Genomic DNA, 21400 nt, shown 5'->3' with positions numbered 1-21400 from the left:
TTCTCTTTCAGTAATGAGTTATGCTAAAGGGATTAAATGAGCAGTAAGATTATTTACCGTAACGATGAGGTTCTCATTTTCAATTTTTATCTGGATATCATCTTCACCGGAAAAATCGGTAACAGTGATATGGGCGACCTGTTTTTCTTTAGAGCGCATGGTGAGATAAGTAAGATCTGACGTTGAAGGATTATTCGGCCCTTTACCCAGGAAAAGCATACTATTGCTTAGTGATAAGCAGTAAAGATTAAATTTATCAGGAGCACACCAGGTCAGTTTCACTGGAACCTCCAGGCTAACTTCCTTCGCCACGAAAACACGGGGAAAGAGCGTTTTCTTGTATTCAGCAAGCGGTGGTTCAGCGTTAATAAGATAAGTAGTATTAATTTCCTGGTCGAATGGATTATCTACAGTAATGATATCAATCAGTAAGTCATTCTTTACGGTGATATTTCTGCGAAAAACAACGTCTTTATAGGCCTCTTCATCCCATTCAACCCGGGTTTTACTGTCCGGGAGTAGGGGAGTACTTTTCCATTCGACTTCTGTGATGAGCTGTACCGTGCCATTTTCCTCGTGATATGACACCACATAGGGATTCGCTGGCGCCTGGTTTTTCCCGTTAATACAGAGTGTATTATGTGAAAAGGAGTTCTTGTAGTAACCGTAATGCAAGGGAGCGCCGTATCCCGTTGTCCCTGGGTCTGGAAAAAGGGCCCGGCCATTATTAAACACGGTTAACCCCAGACGATCGTAATGATCGTGCTCGCCACCATAGGGAGTATGTTTGATACAAATGGCACGTCCTGGCTTATTCCTGATAATAGTCAGGCCACTTTCTGCGGTGTGTAGAGTCTCTTGCGGCGGTAAAAGAGACGTAGAGGGGAGCGTTTTACCGTAAAATAATGCATCGATGCTGTTTCGGGGACGCTGACTATAGATTTGTTTTAATAACTGTCCATACTCAGGCGTGCCGTAATACCACCAGGCATATTCATAAATATCGGTATGTGTCAGTTTTTCCTGACCATTAACACAATCGTTAATTTTCGGTAAAGTCATATCCGGCATTAACTGTGTCAGTGGTACACTTAACATTTTTGGGTAATAAGCGGTTTTCAGTAAGCTGTAATCAGAACCGCTGGCCATTTTTTCATAGGTGAAAAAACCTTGTAGCGCATAAAAATGGTAATGCAGAGAACCTTCAAACCACATACCGTCTGGCATTAAGGCATGTTCCAGTTGATATCGCAATCCATACTGACTATTGATAGCGAATTCGAGATAAACGTTGTCGTCCAAAACGGCACCAATTATGCCGATTGCAGTGCTTATTTTGACTTCGTGATTATGGATCTGATTACACCGGTGTTTCATCAAAAACTCAGCGCCGGAACGCAACAGACGTTCTGCAATATATTGGTCTTCCTCCGCTGTCAACGTTGTACGGATAATGTCAAAACCTCTGGCAAAATCTGTATGACAGTTGGCCTCGCATAATGTCTGGGCATTCGCTTTACCCGGACCATTGTAAGGAATGCCACCATGCTCCTGATAGTCTGGATAATATTGGGCGTATTGCATCAAAACATCCCGGACCTTATTGAGATAGTGGGGTTCATTCGTTAGCAGCCATAGTACCGCTAATTCGTAACATGCTTTTGCATTCAACCCATTAAGCCAACGCCACCATGCGCCATCATAGGGTTCACCAGCAAAACTTGCGTGATCAATAGGGCAGCGATGTAACCCTGGAGAATGGCGATCCCAGATTAAACGCACACTATGATCCGGACAAAAAAAGTAATGATTCCAGGTTGCACATCCGATTTCAGGAACCAGAACTGGGTTATTAATAACATCATTATTAACCGCGATCAGCGCCTTTATTATATCTGGTGTTATGCGCTTGCGAGCCTGTAATACCTGCGATTGTGTGAACTGCTTCATGTCGCCCTCGTTATTTCACCAACACTGAACCCGGGATGAGAATATTGATATCTTTGTTATTCTCCTTTACAAGTAATGCTGCGTTTTTGGTGAATTCCGCATCCTGGTACGCCCTTGCAGCCGCTAATAACGGTCCTATTGCTTCGGAAGGTGTGTATCGGATATCTTCATGCACCCAGGATTTTTGCGGCTTTCCAGTTTGCTCGCTAACCAGAGCAAACGCTTTTTTCATCGTGCGGTTATCCAGTTCGAATCCCCAGACATCGTTGTGCGTTTTCTCTCCATAGCGCCCCATACGCGCATAGGCCGACAGTGCGAAATTGGTGTAATGAAAGGAACGAGTGCGTTCAGTTTCAGACGTGAGTTCACCGGCTGCATTTACCTGAGAAATTAGGTGGCGCAATTTGAAGATCTCTACCTGTCGCTGCGCCTGCTGTAGTTGGTCCGTAAAGAGGGAAAATGCGGTCACTTGTGTGTCATACCATGCCCCATGATTGTTATACCAGTTTGATTCCTCGAAACCGTTGTGGCTTGTTAACAGCCATTGGGTATAGTCAGCGTACCATTTTTTATACCCTGTGAGCGCTTGCGGCGTGATGTACCCGGATGTTTCCAGTAAAGCAATACTATCAGCCACATCAATCAACACACGGGTATCAATAATACCAATACCACGTCCATTTACTTTTCCGGGGATCGCTTGTGCGTAATTCAAGTTAGGGTTCATCCTGGTTTTGCTATCAAGAAACCAGGCGTGTAAAAGCTGTTGCGCTTTTTTCGCGTATTTATCCTTACCGCTGTAAAACCAGGCTAGCGCCAATACCTGCACATCGTTGGAGAACCGCACCATCCGTTTACTGTCGGTGCCGTCTGTTTTTGTATCAGGATTGATTTGCCCATCTTTACGTATATAGGGCATTCCGTCTTTCCTATCAGGATTTGGCCACCAGTACGGGCCAAAACTGTAATAGTCATGCCTGTTTCCTGAGGCGGGGAGCAGTGTTTTATCCGTGACGGAATAAACGGAATGGCCGAGCGCGGCGTCAGCCTGCTGCAAAAGCGCTTGCCAGGCTGGCATATACTGAGCGTCATGGCGGCGAATGCTTTGCTTGATACTCAACATTTGCTCGCAATCATAAGTCAGACAATGAGGTAGCGCTGCAGCGAAAGCTTGGGCGCAGAAAACCCCACTGGCAATAAATGCCAGGTAATATATTATACTTTTCATTGTATTTAGCCTGTTTATTCGAAGTTAATTGTTAGCCCAACGCGGAAGCGGTTTTCGGTTAATCCTGATTCATCGTCATATTTACCTTGCTGTTCCATATAATCCCACTCAACGTAGGGTTGCCAGGTTTTATTCAGTTTATATTTAACGACCAGATCATTTTCATACGCGCTTTTCTTCCCATTATTATAATGGAAATCATTCACGTAACGATAGAACACCGGATTATCCTGAATACCCCAGTATTGATTCTGCCAGCCAAAGTACAAATCCAGTCGTTCGACGCTTCCTTTATCCTGATTACCAGAAAGATCTGTAGAATCATACTGGTTCCAGTCATAACGAAAACGAACTCCGGAATAAATTGAGTCAGTCATATTCCAGACAAATTTGACGTAGGGGCGAATTTGTGTGCCATCAGCACTCCAGTGATAAATCATCCCTGGCTGTATAGTAATCTTAGGGTTTAATATATATTTATAGTTACCTTCAATTTCATTGTAACTGACAGTAGACTGATCAAAGTTATCGTCACCTTGTTTATTATCTGTCTCCATACTTAACCAGTACCCGGATTTAAAACTTTGGCTCATTTTAAAGCGAGATTCATAACTATGGCTGGCCTCTTTATAGCCACCACGCATATCAAAAGTCATAGCATGGCCGACTACAGGACAACAACAAGCCGCCAGCAATAAAGCTGTTTTATTCATTAAATTATTTCCTTGCCGAGATTTTAGAATTTATGCAGCGATAGGCTGTATGCTTTTTTTAGGCGTTTTTATAAGAACCCATAAAAAGAGTGCGCCAACTAAGTCGAATACCCCTAATCCTACAAAAAAGGCGTTATAACCAATTACAGTCACCATAGCCCCCAGAAAAAGACCAAACAGGAAATTTCCCATGCTGCCGGTAAATGCAGCAAACCCTGTTGCCGTCCCCACTTCTTGTTTAGGGAACAAGTCTGAAGACATACTGATGACCGTAATAGACAGACACTGATGAGCGAAGCCGGCAATACAGAACAGCGCAAGAGCAACATAAACATTGGTGACGAAGCCAACGCCTGCCATTGATAACATCAGGATAGAGGCAAATGTAAATGTGATACGTTTGGCATTCAGCACACAAATACCACGGTTAACCAGTAGGCGAGAAATGTAACCGGCAAAGATGCAGCCGAAGTCAGCCGTCAGGAAAGGCAGCCAGGCGAACATTGCGATATGCGCCATATCCATATGTCGAATGGTTACAAGGTAAAGTGGCATCCAGTAATGCAACGTTCCCCAGGCCGGATCGGCCATAAAACGTGGTAATGAAATAGCCCATAAATTACGGTGAGTAATGATAGAGCGAAGCGTCGCTTTTTCTTTTACCACCTCAATCTGATCGGCCTGTACGGTGTCATATTCTGCCTTTATCAGCGCAGGGTGTTGTTCCGGAGAACGGTAAAAAATGTACCATATCGCTGCCCACACAATACCTATCGCCCCGGTTACGACAAACGACATTTCCCAGTTGTAATTAACGATTGCCCAGACCACTAGCGGTGGTGCCAGCATTGCGCCGACGGATGTTCCCAGACTATAAATACCGCATGCCAATCCTCTTTCTTTTGCCGGGAACCATTCCGCTGTGACTTTCATACCCGCAGGGTTAAAGGCAGCCTCGGTTAATCCTAAACCGCCGCGTAGCCATGCCATTGGCAGCCAGGTACTGCATAATCCCGTCAGCATGTTGAAAATAGACCATAGCGCCGCAAGAAGAGCAAAACTTAATCGTAGGCCAAACTTGTCAATAATAAAGCCGCATGCAATACCACCGATTGCATAGGTAAAAGGAAAGACGGAGACAATCCAGGAATACTGCTCGCTCGATAGCCCCAATGTTCTCATCATCTCAGGCGCAGCAACGCCAAGGGTACTTCTTGCCAGATAGTTGGTAATGGTGCCCAACATCACAAGGACGATGATGTACCATCGTAGATTCTTAATTTTCATTGTTGGTCTCATGTATACAGTTGGTTTTAAGAAACATTGGTTATTAAAAAATGAAACGTTGTTTCGTATGCATGAAACTCAAATTTAATATTAATTTCCGTGAGGAAATTCACACTTACATAAAGCTAAAAGATACGCAAAATATTTTATGTATAAAAAAACCTACCAGATTTAATAATTTTTATTTTTTTTCATGAGGTTATGTGGTTTTTCACAAAGGCTTAGTGACTATTTTTAAAAATAATGAAATATACATATTTTTATTAAATGTAAAAACAAAAAAGCATAGATAATTAGTATTTAATTAAAAAATAGAGTGCGCCATTGTTATAATCTAAGTCATTAAGCATTGGCTTTTTTATTGTTTGGATGCATGAAGGCTGCGAGTGTTAAATCTCATATAAAATTAATGACCGTACTGATATGCAACAATTATGGACCTGTGGAGTAAAGCGGTAAGCGTTAGCCATAACGGGGATTCTTTTGTCGTAATCCAGCCCCTTTTGATAGCTGTTTTTTGTGCCGAATCGCGTTAGCATGGGCCAGTACTCATTTCATCCGGGGAACTCATGGCTATCAAACTTATTTCTATCGACATGGATGGCACCCTTCTGCTGCCCGATCACACCATTTCGCCTGCCGTTAAAAACGCGGTTGCTGCAGCCCGCGAAAAAGGGGTGAACGTGGTGCTGACCACGGGGCGTCCATATGCGGGCGTTCACAGCTATCTGAAAGAACTTCATATGGAACAACCCGGCGACTACTGCATCACCTATAACGGCGCTCTGGTGCAGAAAGCCGGTGATGGCAGTACGGTGGCGCAAACAGCGCTGAGCTATGACGATTATCGTTTCCTTGAGCAGCTATCCCGCGAAGTGGGGTCTCACTTCCACGCGTTGGATCGCAACACGCTCTATACTGCCAACCGCGATATCAGCTACTACACCGTACATGAATCCTATGTCGCGACCATTCCGCTGGTGTTCTGCGAAGCAGAGAAAATGGACCCGGCGACGCAGTTCCTGAAAGTCATGATGATTGATGAACCCGCCATCCTTGATAAGGCTATCGCGCGCATTCCGGCGGAAGTAAAAGAGAAGTACACCGTGCTGAAAAGCGCGCCGTACTTCCTTGAAATCCTCGATAAACGCGTCAATAAAGGTACGGGCGTAAAATCGCTGGCCGACGCGCTGGGCATCAAGCCGGAAGAGGTGATGGCGATTGGCGATCAGGAAAATGACATTGCGATGATTGAGTTTGCCGGCATGGGCGTGGCGATGGACAACGCCATTCCGTCGGTAAAAGAGGTTGCCAACTTCGTCACTAAATCAAATCTGGAAGATGGTGTCGCCTGGGCTATCGAAAAATTTGTGCTGAACCCCGACCACTCATCCGGCCATTTTCCCGCCCGATAAGGCATAGTCGCCATCGGGCGAATACGCGCTTAACGACCCGCACTTGTTGCGGGTTTTTTTATGTCTTTCGTTTACGTCTTATAACGTTCTCATAACTAATTGTCGTTTTTGTGATCTAAATTGTAGTACAACACAACTACATTGTTGACATGGTACAAATAACACAGACCAAATCCCCAGTTGCGCTGACTGTCAGTGATGCAGAACAGCCATTCGGCAATTGAGGTCATTTTCTGCATTCAATTGAGGCTGATAGCGATAGCAACTTTCGCTGACTAAAAACAGCTTACAGGCAAAACGCATGCTGACGTTTCGACTTCTGACCGCGTGCTGTGTCATCGGCTTTCGACGCGATGGCGTCACCACTTTTTTGCCACGGCCTTCTGAATGATTTCGGCTTTAAGTCACTCCTCAGCATACATTTTTTTGAGGCGGAGATTTCCATCTTCCAGCTTTTTCAAACGGGTCATCATGGAGGCTCCATACCGCCAAAACGTGAACGCCACTTATAGAAACTGCATTGCTCATGCCATGCTCACGACACAGTTCAGCCACAGGTGCTCCGGCCTCGGCTTGCTTCAGGATGGACATGATCTGGCTGTCAGTAAAACGTGATTTTTTCATAGAGATCTTCCCGGTTTAGGTGACGAGAAAATTCTACTTATCAACACACCGATTTTTCGGGGGGCCCGGTAACATATTGCGACAACTGGGGTAATTTTGGTTAAGTTCCGGCCGATGTATGATGGACCCATACTTAACCAGACAAACTAAAAGGATTTTCTATGTCGAAGCCGGAAAACGGCCCGCAGCTCCCGGCCATTCGCTGGCCGGTGCCGAAAAATAACCGGGGCGGGGAGTTCAGTAACCTGGAGGAGATGCTGGCGCATCTGGAGGGCGAGGCCACCGGGCACTGGCTTATCGGCCGCAATGGCATGTGGCACGGCGGCATTCACATCAGTGACACCACCACGCCGTGGTGTGCGCTCAGCGGTCAGGCGATGAATGAGGCGGTGGATTTCCCGGTACCGTTTCCGGGGGAGCAGGCTGTGCGCTGCATGGCGGACGGTGAGGTGGTGGCCTACCGGATTAACCGGGATTACCTCAGCGTGCCGTGGTACTGGGGGGATTTATGCTACTCCGGGTCTTTTGTGCTTATTCGCCACCGTATTCAGCCAGGGAAAACGGCAGAGAGCGGGCTGACCTTTTACACCCTGTATATGCACCTCGCGCCCTGGCTGGCCTACCCGGAGCGGGACAGTACAGCGTTTCAGGTGGCTGACGGCCAGCGCCTGAAGGCGTATGTGGATGCGTCCCGGCAGTGGGTGGCGGCAGAGCTGCCGTCCGGCACGCGGGTGACATGGGATAAAGCGGTCAGCGCCGACACCATGACCGGGAGCAACGGGCGGCAGTATGCGCACGTCACGCTGGCGGAGCCGGTCACGGGCTGCATGAGCCTGAGCACCGGGGACCGGGTGTGGACGGTGTGCGACAGAGAGAATCTGGTTCCGGCCCGCGACAGCGCCACCCGTCCGGCGTGGTGGTCCCCGTTCCTGCCGCCGTCACGTGAAACGGTGCAGTTTGATACGGTGGTGTGCCCGACCCCTTACCCGATTAAGGCCGGGGACCCGGTGGGTCATCTGGGCTGGTTTCAGGTGCCCGGTGAAGACGGACATGAAAAACGCTATCAGGTGCATATCGAATGCCTGACGACGGACGACCTGCCGCACTTCCTGAGCAACCCGGAAGGCACGGGGCGCGACATGCCCGCCTTTGCCCGCTGTCCGAAGGACATTCCGGTGTACCTGCAATTCAGCGGCGGAGAAATACAGAAGGGGCTGATAACCACGCAGACCGAAACGGTGATGGCGCTGTCCGGGCAGGCAGTGACGGACAAAGAGGGTAAACGCTACTGGCCGGGCGGGTCGTCGCGGGGGCTGCTGGCGGGGTCGGATGTGCAGTTGTTGTCCCGGTACGATCTGGCCGGCCGGGGTTTTGAGACGACAGAAGACAGCCCGGCGAGCTTTGACCATCTCGACGGGAAGACGCAGCCGAAAGGGCTGGTGAAGACGATTTTTGAGCGGTTTTTCAGCGTGGCGGACAATGACGGGAAACCCTACAGCAAGGCGGTGGCGTTTAACTACCGGCAACTACTGGACAGGATTGACGATGCGAAATCCCCCCGGTATAACCCGGAACAGTACCGGCGTGCGGTGCAGAATCCGTCAATGCGTGACCACCTTTATCGGCTGTGCGTGAAGCACCCCAGTGACTGGTATTACTCGTCGGAAGCGCCTGTGTGGAAAACGTTTTTTACGCCGCAGCTAAAAAAAGAAGCGCCGGAATGGTACGCCTACAGCGAGAAGTTCCTGATTGACCTGCGCTGGATGCATCGTGTGGCGGGGATGGTGGAAAATCCGTGGCATATGCATCCGCTGGTGTTTCTCGATGCTATTGCTATGAATGCTAAGGTGTGGGTGCTGGGTACAACGTCAGAACACTATGAGTCCGGTGGAAGAGGACCTGGAGTTGTGTCTTCAGGGCGGGGGGATCATGGTGGCGCTTCGTATGGATGCTATCAGTTATCTTCTAAACCAGGCGTTGTTCAGGATTATATTCAGCAATCAAAATATAAAGATAGACTCACTGGTTTGCAGGTTGGGACACAAGAATTTAATACTGAGTGGAAAAAGATAGCTAGCGAGCATAAAGAGGACTTTGCTCACGAACAATATCTTTTTATAAAGAAAACTCATTATGAAGTACAGCTAGGATTTCTGGGTAAAAAAGGGATTAATATAAAGCATAAGCGAGCGGCTATACATGACATGATATGGTCTACTTCAGTCCAATATGGACCATATACAGACATTATAATTAAAGCTACAAAAGAATTTTCTTTTGAAAATGCCACTGATGCTCAAATTATAACTGCGGTGCAAGATTATAAGTACGCGCATGTAGAAACAAAATGTGCTAGTTCCCCCACTCTTTGGTCTGGGTTGAAGGATAGAGTCGTAAGTGAGAAAAGCAAATTATTGGATTTGACTCAATATAATTATGAGGTTGAGTAATTATGAGGTTTATTAATTTTGTTGGTGTGACTATCTTTGTAATGTCTTTTTCTACATTCTCACAAAATGTGAGTGAATATAGTAAAGAGTACACTGATTGTATATCTAAGACAGTAAATAACCCCATGTCAACGGAGTGCATTGACTCAGAAATAAACGCACAGAACAAGTCAATAGATTCATTCATTGGTAAGCATGGCGATATAACCTCTCCAGAGGATGGTAATATTGTAGAACTTAAGTTATTTACTGATAACCAGCGTAAATACATTGATGGGAAATGTGACTTGTGGCTGAAGACTGGAGGGCAAAACGGAATGCTTTTAAATAAACAGTGCGTTTTGGATGAAACAATTTCGCTTAAAAAGTTGTTGTCTGACTTTGTTAGTTCTGTTGATGGTTAATTAAATCATGTGGAGGATCTTCTTGAGATCCTCCATGGAACGTCGTAATCCTTTGCTCTGTAAATGAAAAAAACCGCAGGAAGACAGGTTGGTTCGGTTTCGTCGAGCAGCAAACTTGCCAAAACCGGGCGATAACTGATCTTCACAGGAACAGTCACCAAAGCAGTACACTTTGTTTAGCTGCTTCAAACTGGCTTCTTCAAACGACAAAGTAACTTTTTCACTCTCACGTTCCTGCTATCTCCAGTTACCAGTGGCGTTTTTACGTGCTTTTCTGGGTTGGGCTCAAGTGAACAGTTACCGGATAAGGCGCAGCAGTCGGGCTGAACGGGGATTCTTGCTTACAGGGGGTGAGGGCCAATGGGACGAAAACGTACGCTAAGAGCATAATGTGTTGTTTATAATAGGTTTATTTATAGCGAATTGATGCTTATTATAACGAAAAATTACGTCTGGTGTTTTTGTAATGCGCATTATAAAAATGCGATTATAAAAAAGGATTCGGCAAGGATCCTTTGGCGTGCTTTTACTACCAGTTGCCTGGGGTCTTGCGTAATCCCTTTACAAGCGTCAATTTTATCACCATACAACTGGCAGGTTAGTCCGGGATCGTTGAGCTTATCCCTCTTTGAAACCGGACGATATCCATGCGTCGAGCGCCGTCACTCCCTGCGTCACGATAGTTTTAATATCTATCTCGCTAAGCGGCTGCATTTCCAGCTCCCGACAGGCATCGGTCGCCTGAGTCATCCCCAGGCTGGCGCAGCCGCTTTTTAATTTATGCGCCAGCCGCTTAATGTTAACGTCGTCATTCATGGCGCGCGCCGCCTCGATCTCCTCGACTAAAGGCAGCGCGCTGTCTTTGAATAACGTGACCCATTGTCGGAGTTTTTCCGGGCCGACAGACGCCATATCGCCGGCAAGCTGATGTTCATTCAGCATCGCCCGCGCGTTGTGAGATTTGCCCTGTAAATAATGCGCTATCATGCGGTAAAGCTCCTCGCGGGGAATGGGTTTCTGAATAATCCCGCAGAAAAGACCGGCGGTACGCTGACGGAGATTATCGTCTATCACATGCGCGCTAAAACCAATGCGTTTCATGGCGGGATACTGACTCATCAACTGCTGCGCCAGGGTTAAGCCGTCATAATCCGGTAAATCAAAATCCACCAGCGCCACATCAAAGGACTCGCCTTTGGCTAAACAGCGTAGCGCGTCATTCGCGCTTTCAGCAAGTGAGACCTTTACCCCTTTGCTTGTGAGCATTTCAGCGGTAATACGCTGCGTCAGCATATTATCTTCAATCAGCAACAAGCGTAGTCCGTTAAGATTTATCGGTTCCCTGAGCGCATTTTTGCTTGCGGGTTTGGGGTGGCGAACCGGCAGTTGTAAACGAAAACAACTGCCAACATGAAGCGTACTGGTGACGGTTAGCGTCCCACCCATCGCCTCTGCCAGGCTGGCGCTGATAGCCAGCCCCAGCCCCGTCCCGCCCCGGCGTCCTGTCGCCTGCACAAACGGTTTGAAAATAGCCGTCAGCTTCGCTTCAGGGATACCGCATCCGGTATCTTCAACCTCAATAAACCAGCTCTGATCGTCGCAAAACGTGCGCAGCACTATGTTGCCGCGATCGGTAAATTTCGCCGCATTACTTAAAAGATTAATCACAATTTGGCGTATCCGGCGCGGATCGCCTTGTAGCGTTGAGGGGAGTTGGTCGCTAAAGTCGGCGATGAGCGCCACCTGAACGCGGCTGTGCATTAAATGCAGCGCGCTATTCAATAATTGTCGCGGTTCAAACGGCTCCTCGCTAATGGAAACGTTGGTGCCGCCTACTTCAATCGCCGAGTAATCAAGAATATCGTTAAGAATCGCCAGTAGCGATTCGCCTGAATCGTTAATGGCCTGTAAGTCGTCGCGGTAGTTTGCCATGAGCGGTTTATCCGCCAGCAATTGTACCGTACCGAGAATGCCGTAAAGCGGCGTGCGAATTTCATGGCTCATGGCGGCAAGGAACGTCGATTTCGCCTCGTTGGCTTTTTCCGCTTCGGCGCGCGCCTGTCGGTGTTCCAGCACCAGCGCATGAAGCTCCGCCGTTTGCGATCGCACCTGCTCCGCCAAATCTTCACGATGGCGGTTCAATTTGCGCACGTTGGCGCGAAACGCTTCCATCAGACGGCTGATGGTATCAAGTTCGCTGACGCCAGCCGCCTCCGGGAACGGCGAGTCAATATCGCCCTCCAGTAGCCGTTGTAAGGCCTGCGTTTGTTGCGCCAGCGGGCGGGATACGGAACGGTAAACCACTCGCCAAAGAATAAAACTTAATGAGCACAGCGCCAGGATGCCTAAGATCACTAACCCTATTTGCCCACGCTGACTGGCGTGTGTAAGACGCGCTAACCCAGCCTCGTTTCGTTTTTCGATGGCGTTCACCAACTGCGACACTTCCGTACTGAAGCGGGTAAACTGAAAGAGGTTATTGGCCATAAGCGTTTGAAGCTGGTCGCGGATGGCGTTTTCCTTACGAAACAGGGTAACCAGTGTGGTGTACTGGTTTATTTTCTCCAGCGCGTCGGCGATTTGGGCGCGAACGGTAGGATCTTCTATACGCTGCTGGCGGCGGGATAAAATTTTAACCAACTGATTAAGTTTTTCATCGGTGTCCTCGGCATCGCTCAGCCCTTGCGCGTCTTTTAAGGTCACTATGAGCTGCTTAAACCGCAGGGCATTGACCCGCAGCTCATTCATCTGATTCACATACTCAAGGTCGATATCAATCAGCCGGTCAAGCGCGCGTTCAGCCTGGTCCCCTTTATCGCTTTCGATAAGATCGTAAATACCGGCCTGGGTGGCGCCTGCAGATGTCGCTGCATTATTGGCCTGTCCGTGAGCCTGGGCGGCAATGATTTCCGCTGCCTCCGCAATCTGGCGGCTTAACTGCTGTTGCTGTGCGCGCAGCGTGAGAATTTCACCGACCAGCGTACCCTGCTGCCCAAGCGTTTGTGCGATCTCTTTTTCTTGCCGGGCAATGGCCGAGGTAGTAAACCCCTGCTCGCTTAATGCCTGCAATATGTGGTTAATTTTGAGGCTTTGCGCTTTCAGCATCTTCCCCTGGGCCAGCCAAACGCTCTCGCTGTCGGCATTGGTCAGATTTTGCGCGGAAAAGAGCTCATAAGCGCTGGCTTCGCTTAACTGCCGGGCCATATTCATCGTGGGGATCAGCGCTTGCGTATTGGTTTGCTCCACCTGACTAATGACGCGCAGGCTTATCCAGCCGATCACGGTGCTGAGTAGGGTGAGCGCCGCCATCAGGGCGAAGGCCAGCCATAATCTGCGGGTCAGTGAGGGCGTTGACATTTATGCGCCGCGGATGAAATGGGTTGAGTTGCCGCCGGAAAAACCATTAGGATAAAACCTTGTCGGTTGTGGGGCTATCATGCGCGCGCTTATTTCGTTCTTTTTTTTGATAATCATCGTCTCGAATGTAGAAACGGCGTTAGCCGGAACCGGGCTGCTACACTGGACGCGCGCCGATCGGGCGATTCCCTGGCGGCAAACGTCAGTCAATGCGATTAAACCCTGGAAACTGTGCGCATTATACCCCAGCCTGAAAGATTCTTACTGGTTGTCCGTCAACTACGGGATGCAAAAAGCGGCCAAATTGTATGGCGTTGATTTAAAAGTGCTGGAAGCGAATGGCTATCGGCAACTGGCGACGCAACAACAGCAAATGATGCAGTGCCGGGAATGGGGCGCCGACGCTATTCTGCTTGGCAGCAGTACCGATCGTTTCCCGGGGCTGGAGCAGTATGCCGGTAATGTGCCGGTTATTGAACTGGTGAACATGATTCACGATGCCAGCGTCGCAACCCGCGTTGGTCTGCCGTGGTTTCAGATGGGCTATCTGCCGGGACGTTTCCTGGCGCAGTGGAGCAAAGGAAAAACGCTTAACGTTTTGCTCTTCCCGGGGCCGGATGAAGCCGGTGGTAGTCAGGAGATGGTGGCGGGTTTTCGTCAGGCGATTAAAGACAGCGCCATCAACATTGTGGATATCGCCTGGGGCGATAACGACATTGAAGTGCAGCGAAACTTACTCCAGGAAATGCTGGAGCGCCATCCGGATGCTAATGTGGTAGCCGGGTCGGCGATAGCGGCGGAGGCGGCGATGGGCGAAGGGCGGAATTTGACGACCCCGCTCACGATCGTCTCATTTTATCTGACACATCAGGTTTATCGCGGTTTAAAACGCGGCCATATCCTGATGGCGCTCAGCGATCAGATGGCCTGGCAGGGAGAATTAGCGATAGCGCAGTCGATTAAGGTCTTACAGGGGCAACCGGTGCCTGAAAATATCAGCCCACCAGTGCTTATTTTGACGCATAAAAACGCCGATAGCGTGCGCGTTCGTCGTTCGCTATCGCCGCCGGGATTTCGGCCCGTCTATCTGTATCAATACACCTCCGAGGCTAAAAAGTAGCCTTCGCCATGCTGTGTGACCAGCAGTTCCGGCGTAATTTTATGGCGTAAGCGGCGAACCAGTACATCAATCGTGCGGAGATCCGGGGTCTCTACGCGGCGGGCGGAAAGCATTCGCAGCAGGCGTTCGCGATGCAGCACTTTGCCTGGGTTGGTCACAAAGGCCAGCAGTAGCTCGTACTCTGCGCGCGTAAGCTTAATGGCTTCACCGTTGTGCTCCAGCGTGTGATTCATCACGTTCAGGCAGTAACCGGAAAACATGTAGCAGTTTTCATTGGCGTTTTGCGGCGTGGGGTGGGCCAGATCGATGCGCCACAAAAGATTTTTCACCCGCACTACCAGCTCGCGAAGTTCCAGCGGCTTGGTGACGTAGTCGTCCGCGCCCATCTCCAGCCCGACGATGCGGTCGATTTGGTCGCAACGCCCCGTCACCAGAATAATGCCCACCGTGGAGCGTTCGCGTAGCGCCCTGGTCAGCATCAACCCGTTTTCATCGGGGAGATTGATATCCAGCAAGATCAGCGAAACGTGCTCATGCTCCATGATGTCGCGCAGGCCCGCGCCGCTGTCGGCCACAGAAACACGATACCCCTCCTGCTCAAAATAGGCCTGTAATCTGGCCTGAGTAACAGGTTCATCCTCAACAATAACAATGTGATGTGACATCCTGCGCGCGATCTCTTTCTGTTCATATCTGTTCATATATTGCCGTATCCCGTTCATCCTGACCAGTGACGCTGTTCATATTTGCGGAATAAGATCTGTGCATTAAACCATATAATTACAGGGGCTATTATGCGAAAACTCTGGAGAGCGCTACTCAGGCCAAGCGCCCGTTGGTCGATACTGGCGCTGGTCATTGTCGGGATTGTGATCGGCGTTGCGCTGATCGTGTTACCTCACGTCGGTATCAAACTGACCAGTACGACAGAGTTTTGCGTTAGCTGCCATAGTATGCAGCCGGTGTATCAGGAATATAAACAGTCCGTACATTTCCAGAACGCTTCCGGCGTACGCGCGGAATGCCACGACTGCCATATTCCCCCCGATATTCCAGGCATGGTGAAACGTAAGCTGGAAGCCAGCAACGATCTTTACCAGACATTTATCGCCCACTCGATTGATACCCCGGAAAAATTTGAAGCCAAACGCGCCGAGCTTGCCGAGCGTGAATGGGCGCGCATGAAAGAGAATAACTCCGCGACCTGTCGCTCCTGCCATAACTACGATGCGATGGATCACGCGAAACAGAACCCGGAAGCGGCGCGGCAAATGAAAATCGCCGCTAAAGAAAATCAATCCTGCATCGACTGTCATAAAGGAATTGCCCACCAGCTACCGGATATGAGCAGCGGTTTCCGCAAACAGTTTGAAGAACTGCGCGCCAGCGCCAGTACACATAATGACGGCGATACACTCTATTCGCTGGATATCAAGCCGATTTATGCCGCTAAAGGCGATAAAGAACCGGCAGGATCGCTGTTACCTGCTTCTGAAGTGAAAGTCCTTAAACGGGACGGTGACTGGCTGCAAGTGCAAATCGAAGGCTGGACGGAGACGGACGGTCGCCAGCGCGTGCTGACGCAGTTGCCCGGTAAACGTATTTTTGTCGCCTCGATTCGCGGCGATGTGCAACAGCATGTGAAAACGCTGGAAGAGACCACCGTCGCGGCGACCAATACTCAGTGGAGCAAATTACAGGCAACCGCGTGGATGCAAAAAGGCGACATGGTAAATGACATTAAACCGATTTGGGCCTACGCCGACTCCCTCTATAACGGCACCTGTAATCAGTGTCACGGCGCGCCGGACAAAGCGCACTTCGACGCTAATGGCTGGATCGGCACGCTCAACGGCATGATCGGTTTCACCAGTCTGGATAAGCGTGAAGAACGTACCTTGTTGAAATATCTCCAGATGAATGCGTCTGATACCACCAACACGCCGCACAGCGATAAGGGAGAACACAATGAAAAATAAGGACACGTTACACGTCTCTCGTCGACGTTTTCTGGCGCAGCTCGGCGGTTTGACGGTGGCAGGAATGCTGGGGCCGTCACTGCTGACGCCCCGTAGCGCCCGCGCGGCTGATGCCGTTGCGCCAGGCGCCGCGACGAAAGAGGGTATCCTTACCGGTTCTCACTGGGGGGCGATTCGCGCCACGGTGGTTGACGGTCGATTTGTGGCGGCAAAACCGTTTGAACAGGATAAATACCCGTCCAAAATGATCGCCGGTCTGCCCGATCACGTCCACAACGCGGCGCGTATTCGCTATCCGATGGTGCGCGTCGACTGGATGCGCAAAGGCCATCAAAGCGACACCTCGCAGCGCGGCGATAATCGTTTTGTGCGCGTCTCCTGGGATGAAGCGCTGGATCTGTTCTATCAGGAACTGGAGCGGGTGCAAACCACCTATGGGCCGAGCGCGTTACTGACGGCGAGCGGCTGGCAATCTACCGGCATGTTCCATAACGCCTCCGGGATGCTGGCGCGCGCGATTGCGCTGCATGGCAATAGTGTCAGCACGGGGGGGGACTATTCGACCGGCGCGGCGCAGGTGATTCTGCCGCGCGTGGTGGGTTCAATGGAAGTGTACGAACAGCAAACTTCATGGCCTCTTGTTTTACAGAACAGTAAAACGATTGTGCTATGGGGGTCTGATATGGTGAAAAACCAGCAGGCAAACTGGTGGTGCCCGGATCACGATGTCTATCAGTACTATGAACAATTAAAAGAGAAGGTTGCCAGCGGCGCTATCTCGGTCATCAGCATCGACCCGGTCGTTACCTCCACACACGATTATCTGGGGCGCGATAAGGTCAAACATATCGCCATTAACCCTCAGACGGATGTTCCGTTACAACTGGCGCTGGCGCATACCCTGTACAGCGAGAAACTGTACGATAAAAATTTCCTTGATAATTACTGCGTCGGTTTTGACCAGTTCCTCCCCTATTTGCTGGGCGAGAAAGATGGACAGCCCAAAGATGCCGCCTGGGCGGAAAAACTGTGCGGTATTGACGCCGACACCATCCGCGCGTTGGCGCGGCAGATGGCGGGCGACAGAACGCAAATCATCGCTGGCTGGTGCGTACAACGTATGCAGCATGGCGAACAGTGGTCATGGATGGTCGTCGTGCTGGCGGCAATGCTGGGACAGATTGGTTTGCCGGGCGGCGGCTTTGGTTTTGGCTGGCACTACAACGGCGCCGGGACGCCTGGCCGTAAGGGGATCATTTTAAGCGGCTTCTCCGGTTCGACGACCGTTCCGCCAGTACACGACAGCACGGATTACAAAGGCTACAGCAGCACCATTCCTATTGCGCGTTTTATGGATGCCATCCTTGACCCCGGGAAGGTCATTAACTGGAACGGGAAATCGGTTAAATTACCGCCGCTGAAGATGTGCGTGTTCGCCGGGACCAATCCGTTCCACCGACACCAACAAATTAATCGTATTATTGAGGGGTGGCGCAAGCTGGAAACGGTCATCGCTATTGATAACCAGTGGACATCGACCTGCCGCTTTGCGGATATCGTTTTGCCGGCTACCACCCAATTTGAGCGTAACGACCTCGATCAGTTCGGCAACCATTCTAACCGCGGCATTATCGCCATGAAACAGGTGGTGTCGCCGCAGTTTGAAGCGCGTAACGACTTTGATATTTTCCGCGATCTCTGCCGACGCTTTAACCGTGAAGCGGCATTCACGGAAGGTCTTGATGAAATGGGCTGGCTGAAACGCATCTGGCAGGAAGGGAGCCAGCAGGGAAAAGGTCGCGGTATCCACTTACCGACTTTCGAGGTGTTCTGGAATCAGCAGGAGTACATCGAGTTTGATCATCCGCAGATGTTTGTGCGCCATCAGGCTTTCCGTGAAGATCCGGACCTGGAGCCGTTGGGCACGCCAAGCGGTTTGATCGAGATTTACTCCAAAACGATCGCCGACATGCAATACGACGATTGTCAGGGCCATCCTATGTGGTTCGAAAAAATCGAACGCTCGCATGGCGGGCCGGGATCGCAGCGCTGGCCGCTGCACTTACAATCCGTCCACCCTGATTTCCGTCTGCATTCCCAACTGTGTGAGTCGGAAACGCTGCGTCAGCAATATGCCATTGGCGGCAAGGAACCGGTCTTTATTAACCCACAGGATGCCAGCGCGCGCGGGATCCGCAACGGTGATATTGTGCGGGTATTCAATGCACGCGGGCAGGTACTGGCGGGGGCGGTAGTTTCCGATCGCTATGCGCCGGGCGTGGCGCGAATTCATGAAGGCGCCTGGTACGATCCTGATAAAGGCGGCGACATCAACGCGTTGTGTAAGTACGGCAACCCTAACGTATTAACGCTGGATATCGGTACATCGCAGCTCGCACAGGCGACCAGCGCGCATACGACGCTGGTGGAAATTGAAAAATATACCGGCCATATTGATAACGTCACGGCGTTTAACGGTCCGGTTGAGATGGTCGCGCAGTGTGAATATGTACCCGCATCGCAGGGGAATCCGCATGATTAAGCAGCCAGCGCTTGCTCAGGAACAGTATGCCTGCGTATATGCATGGCTGGCGTTACTCTTTTTCCGGGAAGTAGATGATGAAGGGTTCATGCAATTACAGTCCGCGGAGATCGCGGACTGGCTGGCGCTATTAAAGCGCCAGCCAGCGCTGGCGGCGTCGGTGGCGTTACTCGAACAAAAAATTGCCGCGCTTAGCCTGCGTCAGGATGCGCAGTTGGAGCTGGCGGCAGATTTTTGCGGATTATTCCTGATGACGGATAAAAAATCGGCGTTGCCCTACGCCTCGCAATACCCGCAGCAGGAATCCGGCATGATTAAACATTTATTGCTCGAAGCCGGGATGGAGGTCAACGACGGTTTTAAAGAGCCAGCCGATCACCTGGCAATTTATCTGGAATTACTCAGCCATTTACATTTTTCATTGGGTGAATCGTTCCAACAACGGAGAATGAATAAATTACTCCAGAAAACATTGTCGTCATTACTGGATTGGCTTCCGGAATTTACAAATAATTGCGTTAAGCATGATCCCTATGGTTTTTATGCTGCGTTAAGTCAATTATTGTTGGCTATCGTTCGTTTTGATGACGAAAAAGAGGATTTATTCATTGTTGTTGCTGAATAAACCAGGTGATGGGCATCGCAAAATGAATGTTACGATAGCCGGGGGTTATCATATCTATAGGTTTAGCCAATTGTAATTATTGATACCAATCAATATCCACGATGGGTTTGTATTTAGTATTGACGGGCCTCATGAGTAAAAAAATAAAATTTAATTAATCATGCCGCAATACCCCATAAGGATAGTGATATGAAAAAAATTACCCTCTATGCGACAACGGTTATCACCGTTGGGCTGTTATGTTATTTAGGTTTGTCCGGGTATGTATGGTATTACGACAAACAGCGCAGTAAAAAAAGCGATGTGCAGGCCTCGGTTGTGGGAGAAAATAACAAAATACTGGGTTATTTCAGGGAGAAAGGATGTGATTATTGTCATACGCCTTCTGCTGAATTACCTTTTTATTCCTCTTTTCCGGTGGCAAAGCAGCTAATGGATTACGATATCCAGCTCGGCTACAAATCGTTTAACCTCGAGGCGGTACGGGCCGCCCTGATTGCGGATACGCCGGTGCCGCAAAGCGAACTGAATAAAATTGAATGGGTTATGCAACATCAGACTATGCCGCCAACCCGCTATGTCGCGCTGCACTGGGCGGGGGGCGTCAGCGATAAAGAGCGTACTGATATCCTGAACTGGATAGCCGATCAACGTGAGCGTAACTATGCCAGCGCCGACACCGACGCCGCGCACCGGAATGAACCCGTTCAGCCTATTCCGCGCAATATTCCCGTTGATGCGAAAAAAGTCGACTTAGGTTTCCGCCTTTATCATGATGAACGTTTATCCGGCGACAGCACAATATCCTGTGCGCATTGTCACGCGTTAAATGCGGGGGGTGTCGATGGCAGAAAAACCTCAATTGGTGTTGGCGGTGCGGTAGGGCCAATAAATGCGCCGACGGTATTCAATTCCGTATTTAATATCGAACAATTTTGGGATGGTCGTGCTGCAACCCTTCAGGCACAAGCAGGCGGACCGCCGTTAAATCCTATCGAAATGGCATCTAAATCCTGGGATGAAATTATTAGCAAGCTTGATAAAGATCCTGTCCTGAAAAAAGATTTTCAGGCGGTTTATCCGCAAGGATTTACCGGGGAAAATATTACTGATGCGATTGCCGAATTTGAAAAAACGTTGATAACACCGGATTCCGCCTTTGATAAATGGCTACGTGGAGATGAAAATGCGCTGACCGCGCAACAGAAACACGGTTATCAATTATTTAAAGAGAATAAATGTGCAACCTGTCACGGCGGTATCATTTTAGGCGGACGCTCTTTTGAACCGTTGGGATTAAAGCGAGACTTTAATTTTGGCGAAATTACCGCAGCGGATATTGGTCGTATGAACGTCACCAAAGAGGTTCGCGATAAATTACGGCAAAAAGTTCCGGGTTTACGCAATGTCGCGTTAACGGCGCCTTATTTCCATCGGGGCGACGTACCGACGCTGGATGGCGCGGTAAAACTGATGCTGCGTTACCAGGTTGGTACCGATCTGCCACAAAACGATATTGACGATATCGTCGCTTTCCTGGAAAGCCTGACCGGTGTTTATACGCCATATCAACCTGAATATGCGCAATGACAATGATGCTTGAAGCCAGAGAACTGCACTGCGAGCGGGACGAGAGGACGCTGTTTCGCGGGCTGTCGTTCACCGTGGATGCCGGGGAGTGGGTGCAGGTCACCGGCGGCAACGGC

At 49.7% G+C, this 21400-nt stretch carries 14 protein-coding genes and 2 pseudogenes; 9 read left to right on the top strand and 7 right to left on the bottom strand.

What is annotated here, in order from left to right; all coding sequences use genetic code 11:
- Nucleotides 1–18: 18 nt before the first annotated feature.
- From AC3G3F_RS22595 to AC3G3F_RS22580, 4 genes are read right to left on the bottom strand one after another with little or no spacing between them, the layout of a single operon-like run.
- The gene (locus AC3G3F_RS22595; protein ID WP_064055823.1) at nucleotides 19–1950 is read right to left on the bottom strand and encodes a heparinase II/III domain-containing protein; all 1932 of its coding nucleotides are present in this window, start codon (nucleotides 1948–1950) and stop codon (nucleotides 19–21) included.
- A gap of 10 nt (nucleotides 1951–1960) precedes the next feature.
- Complete coding sequence (locus AC3G3F_RS22590) at nucleotides 1961–3178, bottom strand: alginate lyase family protein (RefSeq protein ID WP_023247207.1); 1218 nt, start codon at nucleotides 3176–3178, stop codon at nucleotides 1961–1963.
- 14 nt (nucleotides 3179–3192) lie between these two features.
- The gene (locus tag AC3G3F_RS22585; RefSeq protein WP_023247208.1) at nucleotides 3193–3891 is read right to left on the bottom strand and encodes an oligogalacturonate-specific porin KdgM family protein; all 699 of its coding nucleotides are present in this window, start codon (nucleotides 3889–3891) and stop codon (nucleotides 3193–3195) included.
- Between the two features lie 30 nt (nucleotides 3892–3921).
- A complete protein-coding gene (locus AC3G3F_RS22580; protein ID WP_053529110.1) occupies nucleotides 3922–5178 on the bottom strand; it encodes an MFS transporter in 1257 nt (418 codons plus the stop codon).
- A 569-nt stretch (nucleotides 5179–5747) separates the two neighbouring features.
- Here AC3G3F_RS22580 and yidA point away from each other — a divergent pair.
- Entirely contained in the window at nucleotides 5748–6593 is an 846-nt protein-coding gene (gene yidA / locus AC3G3F_RS22575; RefSeq protein WP_488395809.1) for a sugar-phosphatase, read from the top strand.
- Nucleotides 6594–6745: 152 nt separating this feature from the next.
- Here the strand turns inward: yidA and AC3G3F_RS22570 are convergent.
- Nucleotides 6746–7217 (bottom strand): annotated as a pseudogene (locus AC3G3F_RS22570) (transposase); the annotation flags it as partial.
- Between the two features lie 161 nt (nucleotides 7218–7378).
- On the opposite strand from AC3G3F_RS22570, the gene AC3G3F_RS22565 reads away from it, so the two are divergent.
- Together AC3G3F_RS22565 and AC3G3F_RS22560 are read left to right on the top strand one after the other, a co-directional pair.
- Nucleotides 7379–9667 (top strand): VgrG-related protein, encoded by a 2289-nt coding sequence (locus tag AC3G3F_RS22565; protein WP_488395807.1) that lies wholly within the window; start codon nucleotides 7379–7381, stop codon nucleotides 9665–9667.
- 2 nt (nucleotides 9668–9669) lie between these two features.
- Nucleotides 9670–10071, top strand: coding sequence for a hypothetical protein (locus AC3G3F_RS22560; protein WP_053511031.1), 402 nt, complete (start codon nucleotides 9670–9672; stop codon nucleotides 10069–10071).
- 618 nt (nucleotides 10072–10689) lie between these two features.
- Here AC3G3F_RS22560 and torS read toward each other — a convergent pair.
- A complete protein-coding gene (gene torS, locus AC3G3F_RS22555) occupies nucleotides 10690–13428 on the bottom strand; it encodes a TMAO reductase system sensor histidine kinase/response regulator TorS (RefSeq protein WP_488395805.1) in 2739 nt (912 codons plus the stop codon).
- Between the two features lie 79 nt (nucleotides 13429–13507).
- Between torS and torT the strand changes: the two genes are divergently transcribed.
- On the top strand, nucleotides 13508–14548 hold the full coding sequence (gene torT, locus AC3G3F_RS22550) for a TMAO reductase system periplasmic protein TorT (protein ID WP_023247215.1): 1041 nt from the start codon (nucleotides 13508–13510) through the stop codon (nucleotides 14546–14548).
- Here torT and torR read toward each other — a convergent pair.
- Nucleotides 14521–15213, bottom strand: coding sequence for a two-component system response regulator TorR (gene torR, locus AC3G3F_RS22545; protein WP_023247216.1), 693 nt, complete (start codon nucleotides 15211–15213; stop codon nucleotides 14521–14523). The two genes, torT and torR, sit on opposite strands and share 28 nt — an antisense overlap.
- A 129-nt stretch (nucleotides 15214–15342) precedes the next feature.
- Here torR and torC point away from each other — a divergent pair, with 129 nt between their 5' ends.
- The 5 genes and pseudogenes from torC to AC3G3F_RS22520 all read left to right on the top strand — a co-directional run.
- The gene (torC, locus tag AC3G3F_RS22540; protein ID WP_001230258.1) at nucleotides 15343–16527 is read left to right on the top strand and encodes a pentaheme c-type cytochrome TorC; all 1185 of its coding nucleotides are present in this window, start codon (nucleotides 15343–15345) and stop codon (nucleotides 16525–16527) included.
- On the top strand, nucleotides 16517–19069 hold the full coding sequence (gene torA / locus AC3G3F_RS22535) for a trimethylamine-N-oxide reductase TorA (protein WP_023247217.1): 2553 nt from the start codon (nucleotides 16517–16519) through the stop codon (nucleotides 19067–19069). Before torC ends, torA begins: the two co-directional genes overlap by 11 nt.
- On the top strand, nucleotides 19062–19694 hold the full coding sequence (gene torD, locus AC3G3F_RS22530) for a molecular chaperone TorD (RefSeq protein ID WP_488395803.1): 633 nt from the start codon (nucleotides 19062–19064) through the stop codon (nucleotides 19692–19694). Before torA ends, torD begins: the two co-directional genes overlap by 8 nt.
- A gap of 189 nt (nucleotides 19695–19883) precedes the next feature.
- Complete coding sequence (locus AC3G3F_RS22525) at nucleotides 19884–21284, top strand: cytochrome-c peroxidase (RefSeq protein WP_000724467.1); 1401 nt, start codon at nucleotides 19884–19886, stop codon at nucleotides 21282–21284.
- A gap of 5 nt (nucleotides 21285–21289) precedes the next feature.
- Nucleotides 21290–21400, top strand: a pseudogene (locus tag AC3G3F_RS22520) (cytochrome c biogenesis heme-transporting ATPase CcmA); the annotation flags it as partial.

The sequence above is a fragment of the Salmonella sp. FC25216 genome, assembly GCF_057751355.1.
This window is presented reverse-complemented; position numbering and strand designations above follow the sequence as displayed.